This window comes from Streptosporangium nanhuense, assembly GCF_059358815.1.
On the sequence record NZ_JCADBG010000016.1, the window covers coordinates 76,418 to 88,455 of the forward strand.

Below are 12,038 nucleotides of genomic sequence, written 5' to 3' on the forward strand. Positions count from 1 at the left end.
GCGGTGACCTGGAGGGTTTGTGCCGGACGGTGGGCGCAAAGTATCTTCATGTCAAGATATATGTGAGGGGTCGCGATGCTGCACCACGTCCTGCTGGCCTGTCCTCCCGGAAGCGAGCCGGTCCTGCGTGACTTCTACGAGGGCGTGCTCGGCCTGGCCGAGATTCCCAAGCCTCCGGCCCTCGCGGGCCGGGGCGGGTGCTGGTTCCGCGGCCACGGCATCGAGCTGCACCTGGGCGTCGAGGAGGACTTCCGCCCCGCTCGCAAGGCCCACCCGGGTCTCCTGGTCCGTGATCTCGACGAGTGGGCCCGGCGCCTGGACGCGGCCGGTTACCCGGTCGACTTCGACGACGACTTCCCGGGAATGCGCCGCTTCCACAGCGAGGACCCCCACGGCAACCGTCTCGAATTCCTGGAACCGTGTTCCTGAGCGTTCCTGAGGCGTTCCGGAGCGCCCTTGAGCGTCCCCGGGCGCGCTCAGGGACGCTCCTGGTAGGCGTCGGGGATGCCGTCGCCGTCACGGTCGGCGGTCTCGGCCTCGTGGATGCGCCGGTAGGTCCGGTTGCGCAGGCGGAGGATGAGCGCCGCCGCCAGCGCCGCGATCAGGGAGCCCGCCAGGACCGCCACCTTGACGTGGGCGTCGCGCTCGCTGCCGGCCCCGAAGGCCAGCTCCCCGACGAGCAGGGAGACGGTGAACCCGATCCCGCCCAGTACCGACAGCCCGCCCACGTCGACCCAGGCCAGGTTCTCGTCCAGGTCGGCGCGGGTGAAGCGGGACACCAGCCAGGTCGCGAGCATGATCCCGACGGGTTTGCCGACCACGAGCCCGGCGACGACACCGATCGCGACGGGGTCGGCCAGGGCGGTGACCAGGCCGCCCGGGCCGCCGATGCTCACCCCCGCCGACAGGAACGCGAACACCGGCACGGCCACCCCGGCCGAGAGCGGCCGCAGACGGTGCTCGAAGTGCTCGGCCAGGCCGGGCCCGGCGTCCGGGCCACCCGCTCGTTCGCTGCGGACGACCGGCACCGTGAAGGCCAGCAGCACCCCGGCGACGGTGGCGTGCACGCCCGAGGCGTGCATCAGTGCCCAGGTCGCGGCGGCCAGCGGGAGCAGCAGCCACCAGGCGCGCACCCGGCGCCGCACCAGCAGGGCGAAGACCGCCAGCGGCACCAGCGTGCCCAGCAGCGGCAGTACCGACAGGTGCTCGGTGTAGAAGATCGCGATGATCACGATGGCCATCAGGTCGTCGACCACGGCCAGGGTGAGCAGGAAGGTGCGCAGTGCCGCGGGCAGGTGGCGGCCGATGACCGCGAGCACGGCGAGCGCGAACGCGATGTCGGTGGCCGTCGGGATCGCCCAGCCCCTCGCCGCGCCGTCACCGGCGCCGCTGGAGAGGGTGACGATCAGGTACAGCACGGCCGGGACGAGCACGCCGCCGAACGCGGCGGCGACCGGCACCGCGGCCCGCCGCGCCTGGCGCAGGTCACCGGCGACGAACTCGCGTTTGAGTTCGAGCCCGGCCACGAAGAAGAAGATCGCCAGCAGTCCGTCGGAGGCCCAGGCCGCCAGGCTCAGATCCAGGTGCAGGGCCGTGGGGCCCACCCTGACGGCGCGCAGCGCCTCGTAGGCGTCCGACCAGGGGGAGTTCGCCCAGATCATCGCCACCACCGCACCGGCCAGCAGCAGCGCTCCGCCGACGGTCTCCCCGCGCAGGATGTCCGCGACGCGGCGGGCCTCGTCCCACGAACCTCGGCTGAACAGGCGAGGCGTGCCGGGTGAGGTGCCGCTCATCGGTGCTCCATTTCGGGTTCGGGTCAGACACTGCCGACCAAACTTCCCGGCGCACCGGCGTTCACCCTACCCGCAGGCCCACCGGCGCCTGAGGAGAGGGGGTCAGGCCGGCGGACCGGACGGCTCCGCGGCGGCGACGCGGGGGCCCACGGCGTCCGGGGGAGGGGGTCAGGTCAGCGAACCGGACAGCTCCGCGGCGGCGGCGGCGACGCGGGGGCCCACGGCGTCCGGGTCGAGCCGGGTGAAGGTGACCACGCCCACCGACGCCTCCAGCCAGGGGAGGCCGGGCACGGGGGCGGCGACGCCTCTGGCCCCCTCCTGGAGCTGGCCCTCGGAGACCAGGTAGCCGGTACGGCCCTCGCGCAGGGCGAGGATGGCCAGTCCGGCGGCACCCCGCCCCAGCGGGTGGCGGGAGCCCTCGCGGTAGGCGACGTGCATGTTCGTCCAGGAGGGTTCGACCACCGCCACGGCCAGGCCGTCGTCGCCCTCGGCCACCGTCAGGTGCGCGGTCGCCCCGACCTCCTCTGCCAGCCTGCGCAGGGTGGGTAGGGCGCCCTCCCGCAGCAGCGGCTGCACGGCCCGGGCCAGGACGAGGACCCCGAAGCCCAGGTGGAGCCGCCCGTCGCCGTCCCGGCGGACGAAGCCCTCGCTCTGGAGGGTGGTGAGCAGCCGGTACACCGCCGGGCGGCTCAGCTCCAGCTCCGCCGCCAGCTCCGTGGGGGTACGGCCCCGCCGCCCGTCGGCGAGCAGGCGCAGCAGCCGCAGGCCGCGCTCCAGGGTCTGCGAGGATTCGGCCGGCATCTAGGACGCCCGCTGGGCTGGAAGCATGCCCCGATTATCGCCCGGCACCCGGGACGCCCACCGGGTGGGGATCATGCTTCGGTTGTCGTCCGATGTCCGAGGGGTTCGCCGGGCGGGGCGTGCCTGGCCGTCGCGCTGTCCGGACGTTCCGGAATCCGGCCTTGATCGTCGGCCGGATTCCGGAACGTCCGGCGAGCTGGGAGTAGGCACCGATCATCGCTTCCGCCCGGATGTGAACCGGCGTTCCCGATATGGGGCAGCCCCCCGCTAGCTGCAATGTCCCGAGGTCGTTTCCCTGGGATTCTCGATGTGTGGCCATACGCTGCCTCATAGTCGACGACAGCGATCACTTCCGCAGTGCCGCCCGGGTGTTGCTCGAAATGGAGGGGATCGCCGTGGTCGGCATGGCCTCCGCGAGCGACGACGCCCTCCGGCAGGTCGACGACGTCCGGCCGGACGTCGCGCTCGTGGACATCGATCTCGGCGAGGAGAGCGGCTTCGACCTGGCCCGGCGGCTCGTGGCCGCGCGGCTCGGCACCCCGCGCGTCATCCTGATCTCGACGCACGCGGAAGGGGACTTCGCGGAGATGATCGCTGTCAGTCCCGCCATCGCGTTCCTCCAGAAATCAGCCCTTTCCGGGGCGGCCATCCGGGAGATCCTCGGGGAGGACGACGGTGACGAGGATCTCAACGGGCCCGTGCGCGTCCCGTGACGCCGGATCGGCCCCCGGCCCCCCGCCGTCAACGGGCTTCCAAGCGGCTCAGAGGCTTCCCTGCGGCTTCCCGGCGGCTTTCTCAGCGGGCGTCGAGGAAGGTCAGCACGGCGAGGACGCGGCGATGGTCGTCCTCCGTCCCCGGTATCCGCATCCTGGACAGGATGCTGTGCACGTGCTTCTCGACCGTGCCCTCGGTGATCCACAGCTTGTGCGCTATGCCGGAGTTGGAGCGTCCCTCCGCCATCAGGGCCAGGACCTCCTGCTCGCGCGCCGTGAGGAGCCCCAGCGGGTCGTCCCTGCGGTGGGTCCTGATGAGTTCCCGTACGAGGCTCGGATCGACGACCGAGCAGCCCTGGGCGATGCGCCCGAGCGTCTCCATGAAGTCGTTCACACCGGTCACCCGGCTCTTGAGCAGGTAGCCGACCCGATGGCCCGTGGCGAGCAGCTCCATCGCCTCCTCCACCTCGATGTGCGCGGACAGCAGGAGGATCCCCGTCTCGGGGAACTCCTCGCGGATCACCCGTGCCGCGTCGAGACCCTCGTTGGAGTGGGCCGGTGGCATCCGGATGTCGAGGATGACGAGGTCCGGCCGGTGCAGCCGGACGAGGGCGAGGATCTCCGGCGCGTCCCCGGCCTGGCCGACGACCTCGAAGCCCGACCGCGACATGAGGCTCGCCATGCCCTCGCGGAAAAGCACGTCGTCGTCCGCCAGCGCTATTCGTATCCGGTTCTCGCTCACGGCTCCCGCCCTTTCGCCATGCGTTTCTCCCTGAATTCTGGATACAGGAACGGTCACGCGGAGTTAAAGGAATCACACCTCGAATGTCCAGGTGGCCGTACGTGCGGAGCATGATCGGGAAAAGCCGTCAATTCCCTTCTTGACATGCGAGTATCTTAGTCTCCATGCGCGAACGACTTTTGTCGTTGTTGCTGCGCACAAAGCGGCCGCCCCTCGTGGTGGGGATCATCTGTGGCGCCCTGTGCATCGCGGCGGAAGTCGTGCTGTCCCTCTTCCTGGAGCGCGTGACGTCGGGCGACTTCCTCGGGGGGATCTATCTGCTCGGTGTCCTGCTGGTCTCGGTCGTGTGGGGTCTGGGTCTGGGGCTGGCGACCCTGGTGGGCAGCGCCGTCGCCTTCGTCTACTTCAACATCCCGCCCACGTGGAGCTTCTCGTACGAGGCGCGCTGGCCCTGGACCCCGCTCCCGATCTTCCTTCTCGTCGGGGTGGTGATCAGCTCGATCGCGGCGCTGGTGCGCTCGCTGAACGTCCAGGCGGACAACCGCCGTTGCGAGGCGGATCTCGCCGCGCGCCTGGCCCACCTCCTGCTGCGTACGAAGTACCTGGAGGCGGCGCTGCCGCCGGCCTCGCGTCTCCTGGCACGGGCCCTGGGGATACCGAACCTGGAGATCCGGCTTGAGGCGGTCCCGGCGGGAGAGCACGGAGAGGTGGTGCCGCTCATGGAGGGCGGCGCCAGGGTCGGCACGCTGGTCCTGCCCGCCGGGGTGTCCGAGCCCGCGCGGAGGCGTCTGCGCGAGCGGATGGTGCCCTCCCTGGAGGCGCTGCTGAGGGCGGCCCGTGATCGCGAGAACACCGGGATGGTCCTGGCGTCCAGCCGCGACGAGCTCCGCCGGATCGCGCGGGAGCAGGCGGCGTTGCGGCGCGTCGCGACACTCGTGGCGCGGGGCATCTCCTCGGCGGAGCTGTTCAACGCGGTCGCCTGCGAGATGGGTTTCCTCATGAACGCGGACCACGTCGCGATCAGCCGCTACGACCCCGCCCACGTGACGGTGCTGGGCTCGTGGAGCTGGCGTGACGGCACGGAGAAGGTGCTGCCCCTCGGCTCGCGGTGGCCGCTCAGCGAGGTGAGCGTCTCGGCCACCGTGCTGAGGACGGGGCGCCCGACGCGGAGGGCGGACTACGGCCGGAGCTCCGGGAAGATCGCCGCCTGGGCCAAGAAAATGGGGGTCACCTCGGCCATCGGCTCTCCCATCGTCGTCGACGGATACCTGTGGGGGGTGATGCTCGTCTTCTCCAGCGCCCGGGAGCCGAGGTTCGAGGGCGTGGAGGAGAGCATGATGAACTTCACCGAGCTGGTCGCGACCGCCATCTCGAACGCGCAGGCCCGCACCGAGCTCGCCGCCTCCCGAGCCCGCGTCGTCGCCGCGGCTGACGAGACCCGCCGGCGCATCGAGCGCGACCTGCACGACGGAGCCCAGCAGCGACTGGTGTCGCTCGGGCTCGAACTGCGCGCCGCGGAGGCCGGGGTGCCGCCGGCGATGACCGAGCTCAGGGAGCGGCTGTCCCGCGCGGTCCAGGGGCTGACCGGGGTCTCGGACGACCTGCGGGAGCTCTCACGCGGCATCCACCCGGCGATCCTCTCGAGGGGCGGGCTCGTACCCGCCCTGAAGGCGCTCGCACGCCGCTGCACCCTTCCCGTCGAACTCGAACTGGACCCCGTCCCGCGCCTGTCGAAGTGCGCAGAGGTGGCCGTCTACTACACGGTCGCGGAGGCGCTGACCAACGTGGCGAAGCACGCGAACGCCTCCGAGGTGCACGTCACCCTGGGCGCGGCCGGAACGACCCTCCGGCTCTCGATCCACGACGACGGGGTCGGAGGAGCCGACTACGGCAAGGGGTCGGGGCTCATCGGGCTCAAGGACCGCATCGAGACGCTCGGCGGCAGGCTGAAGGTCGCGAGCTCCGCACAGAAGGGGACGTCGCTCTCCGTGACGATACCGGTCGCGGACGATACCGGGTGTGACGGCGCCGGTCGCGACTGCCCGGCTCCGTGACGGTCCCGCCCCACGAGGTAGGTGCCGGCCTGTGACGGTCTCACCCGGTGCCGGTGCCGGTGCCGGTGCCGGTGCCGGTGCCGTTCCGGGACGGTGAGCGGTTGATCGGTGCTGAAGGTGCAGGTGGCGGCCGATGTCAGCCGATGTCAGCCGATGTCAGGGGGTTCGGGCGGCTGGTGACCGGCGAGGGGGAGGCGGAGGACGAACCGCGCGCCGCCGGTGCTGGAGTCCTCCACGTCGATGGTCCCCCGGTGGGCCTCGGCGATGTCACGGGCGATCGTGAGACCGAGCCCGGTGCCCCCCCGGTTACGGCAGCGGGCGGTGTCCAGCCTGGTGAACCGTTCGAAGATCCTCTCCCGGTCGGCGGTGGCGATGCCGTCACCGTCGTCGGCGACGGCCAGTTCGCCGTACCGGCCGTTCCGGCACACCTCGACCAGCACCGCGTGCCTGGCGTGGCGCTGGGCGTTGTCCAGGAGATTGGCGAGAAGCCGGGTGATCTCCGCGTTGACGACGTTCGCCCGCACCCCGGGGGCGAGCCGGAGCCGTACGGGGACACCGTTCTCGCGCCGCGAGATCGCGGCGCGGACCATTTCCCCCAGATCAACGGTGACGAACGCGTCAGAGGTGTTGGCTCCCACCTTCGCCAGCACCAGCAGGTCGGTGACGATCGTCTGGAGCCGGCCGACGCCCTCCAGCGCGTCTGACAGGAGTTCGTCCAGATCCGTCTGGTCGGGGTGCAGCCGTGCCTCCTCCAGGAGGGTTCTGAGGCCGGCGATCGGGGTGAACAGCTCGTGCGAGGCGTCGGCCACGAACCGCCGCTGCTGGGTCAGCGACTGGTCGACCCGGCTTCTGGCGCTCTCCAGCCGGTTCAGCAGGTTGCCGGTGGCCAGGGCGAGGTGCTTGATCTCGTCCGCCCTCGGGAGGCCGTGGAACCCGTTGCTCAGATCCTTGGCGCGCGACGACATGAGGGTCCGTTTCGATTCGGGGCGATCAGGGCGCTTTCGTCGACGGTGGTGGAGTTTCCCACCGGCACCTCGATGGCCCGGGGGAGCCCGCTCGCCTCTGGACAGGTGTTCACCGAATCATGATGTCGCCTTTGCCACCCGCCGTCTGCGCTGGCAGCCCCAGTCTGGGGCTTCATGCCAGCGGGGTCCCCGGCATTCCGGCTAGCCGCAATGCCCCGGGCGCCCTCGCCCCGGTAAGGCCCGCCGCCCGGGCCGGCGGGCTCGCTCCCGCATGGCTCACCTTGGGACGCCTCACTCTGGCGCGATGGCGGTGTGAGGCGTGACGGCCGGTACGGGTCCGGTGGGATATATCGGAATGCTGAGGATTCCTTGACCGGGACTGTCGAGCCCATTGTGATCTGGGTAAAGTGCAGATCGATCGTTTTGACCAGCTTTCCGGGGAGTTCAGGACATGCGACTTACTCTGCGCCGGGCTCTCGCCATGGGCGCCACGCTCGCGCTCGTCGGTGTCATGACACCCGGGGCCGCGTACTCACAGGACGATCCCCGCAGCTGCAACGACCTGCTGGGAGCCGACACCCCGGCCTACGTCGTGTGCACCTGGCTGGCCAAGCCGGAAGAGGCCCTCGGGGTCGCGCTGTTCTGGGGTGCCGACGACAACGCCAACCTCAAGGGGGCCACCCCGAGCGACGGCAAGTTCCTCGACTGCGCGGCCCCCGGATCGGTCTGCCCGGAGGCGCCCGGTGGCGGTTCCGAGGGCGACGAGAACTCCCCCTTCCCCGAGGGAGCCGACGACGGCGGCACGCCCGAGTGCGAGGCCGGCCAGCCGTGCTCGGTCGACGGGCACGGTGAGGGTGGCGACGGCACGGTCGCCGGGTCCGAGCGGACCGGCGCCGTCACCCCGACCCCCACCCCCACGGGCACCGCCCAGGACCCCGCGATCGCGGCCGCGGCGCAGACTCCCGCCGGTCAGGCGATCACCGCGGCGAAGGCCGTGCAGCTGAGGGTCTGGATCGACACCGAGCTGGCCGACGACTGGAAGGCCGGCACCGAGACCTTCACCGCCGCCGTCAAGCGCATCGGCGCGCTGGCCTCGCGTCCGGAGGTGGCGGGCATCCGGTTCACCTCCCAGCTGGGCTACAACACCACGTTCAAGACCGACGAGGAGATCACCGCGTTCGTCACCGCGGCCTCCGACGCCCTCCGCCAGGCCGCGCCCGGCAAGCGGCTGGGCATCCACACGGTGGTTCCCGAGCTCGCCTGCGGCGCGAACGACGCCTGCAAGGCCGAGATGCGCAAGCGGTACCCGCTGCTGGCCCCCGAGAAGATCGAGGCTCCCCTGATCGCGGGCCGCGTCGACCAGCTCTCCCTGGACAGCGGCCTGCTGTACGGCGGCTACGACGCCTGGAAGATCAACTCGACGCAGGCCCACCTCAACCAGTGGATCCAGGTCCGCGCCCGTTCGTGGGACGTCCTGGCCCAGGTCGCCGCCGAGGAGACCGGGCTCGTCGGCCAGGTGACCGACGCCAAGGTCGCCTCCCGGCTGTCGGCGCCCGTCAAGGACGGTGGCGCCCAGCAGGTGAACGTGTGGACCAGCGTCCAGAACGCCCAGGGCGCGGTGAGCCGGCTGACCGCCTGGGAGCAGCTGAAGAAGCTCCTCCCGATCCAGCGCCGCCTGGCCGGCGTCTACAACCCGGCGAGTCCCGAGACGGACACGGCCACCGACCTCAAGAAGCTCTCCGAGGTCTTCGGCCAGATCTATCTCACGACCGCCTGACCTTCCGCCCTCGATCCGCCTCGGGAGTCACCTGCTCCCGAGGTCGGTGAGGTGCTCCATCGCGGTGAGGTCGATCTCCATCGCGCTCGTCCTCGGGGGCAGGCCCAGCGCCTGGACCGTACCGGCCCGCAGCTCGCCCGCGTGACCCAGCACGGCCTCGCCGACGAGCAGTTCCAGGCAGCGTCCGGGCAGCCAGGGGGCGTGCTCGGTGGGCCGGGTGACCAGCCCCGCTCCCATGATGTGCGCCGCCGTACGCGCGGCGTCGACCGCGCGGGCCCACGACGACTCGCCGGTCAGGGCGGCGGCGAGGTGGCGGGGCTGGGCGGGGATGGCGGTGTTCAGCGCGGCGAGCTGGTCGTCGGTGGGACGGCGGTCCGCCCGGGGAACGGGCGGGAGGCCGGCGCCCGTGAGGGGGACGAAGACCACCCCCTGTTCGAAGAGCGCCGGGGCACGGTTTCCCCGGGCGAGGTTGAGACCCAGCGCGGCCAGCAGCCCGGGGAGAAGCGTCGTGCGCAGCGACGGCTCGCGCGGGCTGATCGGGTTCGTCAGCGTCAGCGTGGCGCGGCGCGGGTCGTCGGGCGCCAGGCCGAAGGCGTCCCACGCGGCGTCGCAGACGAAGGGGAAACACGGCGTCTCGACGTATCCCGCTCCGGCCAGCGCGTGCCCGATGCGCCGCCGCAGGTGCTGTGACCGGGGAAGCCCCGCACCGGTCTCCCGCCTCCGTACGCTCCTCGCGCCGTGGCCGCGCGCCAGCGGGATGGTCTCCATCTCCGGCACGGCCCGCGCGGCCGGTACGGCTCGCGTCGTGGCCGTGATCGCGGTCGTGGCCCGGGGGAGGGGCCTGGCTCGCGGTCTGCCGGGGGCGAGCTCGTCCATCCCGAGGGGGAAGCGGACGTCGCCGTCGACGACGTCGCGCATGTCCCTCAGCCCGTGCCGGAGCATCAGCGTGCGCTCGACGCCCATGCCGAAGGCGAAGGCGCCGTACCGGTGCGGGTCGACGCCGCAGGCGGCCAGCACCCGGGGATGGACGATGCCGCACCCGCCCCACTCGATCCATCCCTCGCCGCCGCAGGTCCCGCACGGGTTCGCGGGCGGGGCTCCGGCGGCGCCCTTCCGGGGCGTCGTGGCCGGATCTTCCTCGGCGGTGTCGTCGCGGCAGACGGCGCACTCCACGTCCACCTCCGCCGACGGGTCGGTGTAGGCGAAGTGATGGGTGCGGAGCCGGGTCACCGCACCCCTGCCGAACATGGAGACGGCGAAGTGGTCGAGGGTCTTCTTCAGGTCGACCATGGTGAGGCCCAGGTCGACGGCGAGGCCCTCGACCTGGTGGAACACCGGGCTGTGGGTGGCGTCGGCCACGTCGGGACGGAAGACGCGGCCCGTACAGACCACGCGGAGGGGCGGGGGGGTGTCGAGCATCGCCCTCACCTGCACCGGTGAGGTGTGCGGGCGCAGCACGAGCCCCGACCCGCGGCCGGGGGCCGAGGGGTTCTCGACGTGGAAGGTGCGTCCGGGAGCGCGGGAGGGGTGGCGGTCGTCCATGTTGAGGGCGTCGAAGGCGAACCACCCGGCCTCGATCTCGGGTCCCTCGGCGACGCCGTAGCCGAGGTCGAGGAAGACGTCGGTCATCTGCTCGGCCATGATGGTCACCGGATGCCGGGCGCCACGCGAGTCGTACGGCGCGCTCCCGGCGCGGCCGCTGGATGCGCTCCTCATCAACTGCCTATGCCTTCTTCCTCTGTGGGGCTGTGGAGGCGCTCCCCGCGCTCCCCGCCCTCCCCCCGGCGGACGGCTCCCTGGGCGGTCAGGCGAAGGCCGCCGGATCGCCTTTCGGCCGGGACGTGACGGGAAGCGAGCGGAAGCGCGGACCGTGGCGACCGGGCGACCTCACGCGTGAGACGCGAGGTCGCCTTCTGGAAGGGGGTCCGTGTGCGACACCCGTTCGGGAACACCGGCGCTCACACGTCATCCCGAGCCTTCGCTACGCTGAGCGCTTGTATGACTACCCAAAGTTATTGCCCGGTCAATGGTGAGTCAACATGCCACCAGATCGGCGCCGGGGTGAAGTGGGGGGCGGTCCGGCCGCATTCGAGAGGAATCGGCGGCGGGGCGTTCAGAGGCCGGAAGTGGCGGGGCGGAAGTGGTGAGGCGGGAACGGCGGGATGGGAAACGGCGGGGCCGGACCCGATCGGGGTACCCGGCCCGGGTGTGGGCGGGATGTCCCGATCGGGTTCGGCCCGTCGACCGGCCCGGGGTCGGAGTGTCCGGACCGGGATGGGAGGTCAGCCCGCCCGGGTTTGGGCGAGGTATCCGGCGAACTCCTCCAGGGAGATGAGGCCGTCGCCGTCCTGGTCGATCCTGGCGACGGCCGCCGCGGCCGCCTCGGGGGTGATCGGCTGGCCGAGCACCTCCATGAGCCTCGTCAGCTCGGGAATCGAGATGAGGCCGTCACCGTCAACATCAACGATCTTGAAAGTCGTCGCGTAGTCGTCCGCCACGATTGCATCCGCCTTCGGCAGCAGGGAAATCAGACGCCAAGCACACTAGCGGGATTCGAGGCGCGCCCCCTGGCGGAAAGCGGAGGATTGCCATCGTTCCAGCTCTTTCGGACTCGTTCCGGCCATGACGGGGGCGCCGCCGATGCGATCGGCGGCGCCCCTCACAACCCTCCGGCCTGCCCTCCGTCAACCCTCGGTCCCGTCACGCCGCCCTCCGCCGCCATGGGCGGGCCGGGCGGGGACGGGGCGGACGCGGGTGGTTCTCAGGCTCGCGCGCCGGCCATGGCCTGGCAGGCCTCGGCGCACATGCGGCACGTGTTGGCGCACTCCTTCATCGTCGTGTCGTTGCTCATGGTCATGCACGCCTCGGCGCACCTGGTGGCCACCTTCGCGCACATCGCGGCCATCTCCATCGCCATCGGCGACTGGCGCATCATCATGTCCGCGCACATGCGGGTCATGTCGGCGCAGTCCATGAGCGGGCCCATCATCGCCATGTCGGCATGCTGGCCCCCCTGCATGAGGCAGTAGGTCATGGTCTGCTCGCAACGGCTGTGGCTCTCCATGCACGCACTGATGCTCTTCTGCATCTGAGGGCTCATCTTGACCGCGTGGCTCATGCTTTCTCCCCGTTTTCGTGACCGTCCTGCTTCAACGGCCGAAGATCTCGCAACAGTGTTGTGCCCCTGCCGGAG

General features: G+C 71.3%; 11 protein-coding genes. 4 read left to right on the forward strand and 7 right to left on the reverse strand.

Translation table 11 applies throughout. The features are described from left to right. The first annotated feature begins 75 nt into the window (after positions 1–75). A complete protein-coding gene (locus AC5L38_RS28170; protein ID WP_495245841.1) occupies positions 76–429 on the forward strand; it encodes a VOC family protein in 354 nt (117 codons plus the stop codon). Positions 430–476: 47 nt separating this feature from the next. Here AC5L38_RS28170 and nhaA read toward each other — a convergent pair whose 3' ends face one another. Continuing rightward, a complete protein-coding gene (nhaA, locus tag AC5L38_RS28175; protein ID WP_495245842.1) occupies positions 477–1,793 on the reverse strand; it encodes a Na+/H+ antiporter NhaA in 1,317 nt (438 codons plus the stop codon). Positions 1,794–1,961: 168 nt separating this feature from the next. Beyond that, on the reverse strand, positions 1,962–2,594 hold the full coding sequence (locus AC5L38_RS28180; protein WP_495245843.1) for an IclR family transcriptional regulator: 633 nt from the start codon (positions 2,592–2,594) through the stop codon (positions 1,962–1,964). 311 nt (positions 2,595–2,905) lie between these two features. Between AC5L38_RS28180 and AC5L38_RS28185 the strand changes: the two genes are divergently transcribed. After that, positions 2,906–3,307, forward strand: a complete 402-nt coding sequence (locus AC5L38_RS28185) for a response regulator (RefSeq protein ID WP_495245844.1) — start codon at positions 2,906–2,908, stop codon at positions 3,305–3,307. Between the two features lie 82 nt (positions 3,308–3,389). Here the strand turns inward: AC5L38_RS28185 and AC5L38_RS28190 are convergent, their stop codons facing one another. Next, a complete protein-coding gene (locus AC5L38_RS28190) occupies positions 3,390–4,049 on the reverse strand; it encodes a response regulator (protein WP_495245845.1) in 660 nt (219 codons plus the stop codon). A 164-nt stretch (positions 4,050–4,213) separates the two neighbouring features. Here AC5L38_RS28190 and AC5L38_RS28195 point away from each other — a divergent pair, with 164 nt between their 5' ends. Beyond that, positions 4,214–6,103 carry a sensor histidine kinase gene (locus AC5L38_RS28195; protein WP_495245846.1) on the forward strand — a complete coding sequence of 630 codons (1,890 nt, stop codon included), beginning with the start codon at positions 4,214–4,216 and terminating at the stop codon, positions 6,101–6,103. 146 nt (positions 6,104–6,249) lie between these two features. On the opposite strand, the gene AC5L38_RS28200 is transcribed toward AC5L38_RS28195, so the two are convergent. After that, a complete protein-coding gene (locus tag AC5L38_RS28200; RefSeq protein ID WP_495245847.1) occupies positions 6,250–7,068 on the reverse strand; it encodes a sensor histidine kinase in 819 nt (272 codons plus the stop codon). A 451-nt stretch (positions 7,069–7,519) separates the two neighbouring features. Here AC5L38_RS28200 and AC5L38_RS28205 point away from each other — a divergent pair, with 451 nt between their 5' ends. Next, positions 7,520–8,845, forward strand: coding sequence for a hypothetical protein (locus tag AC5L38_RS28205; protein WP_495245848.1), 1,326 nt, complete (start codon positions 7,520–7,522; stop codon positions 8,843–8,845). Between the two features lie 27 nt (positions 8,846–8,872). Here AC5L38_RS28205 and AC5L38_RS28210 read toward each other — a convergent pair whose 3' ends face one another. The 3 genes from AC5L38_RS28210 to AC5L38_RS28220 form a co-directional block, all read right to left on the reverse strand. Then, positions 8,873–10,561 carry a tRNA ligase subunit PheS family protein gene (locus AC5L38_RS28210; protein WP_495245849.1) on the reverse strand — a complete coding sequence of 563 codons (1,689 nt, stop codon included), beginning with the start codon at positions 10,559–10,561 and terminating at the stop codon, positions 8,873–8,875. 566 nt (positions 10,562–11,127) lie between these two features. Beyond that, a complete protein-coding gene (locus AC5L38_RS28215) occupies positions 11,128–11,343 on the reverse strand; it encodes an EF-hand domain-containing protein (RefSeq protein WP_350969734.1) in 216 nt (71 codons plus the stop codon). Positions 11,344–11,606: 263 nt separating this feature from the next. Continuing rightward, a complete protein-coding gene (locus AC5L38_RS28220) occupies positions 11,607–11,933 on the reverse strand; it encodes a four-helix bundle copper-binding protein (RefSeq protein ID WP_495245850.1) in 327 nt (108 codons plus the stop codon). Positions 11,934–12,038 lie beyond the last annotated feature (105 nt).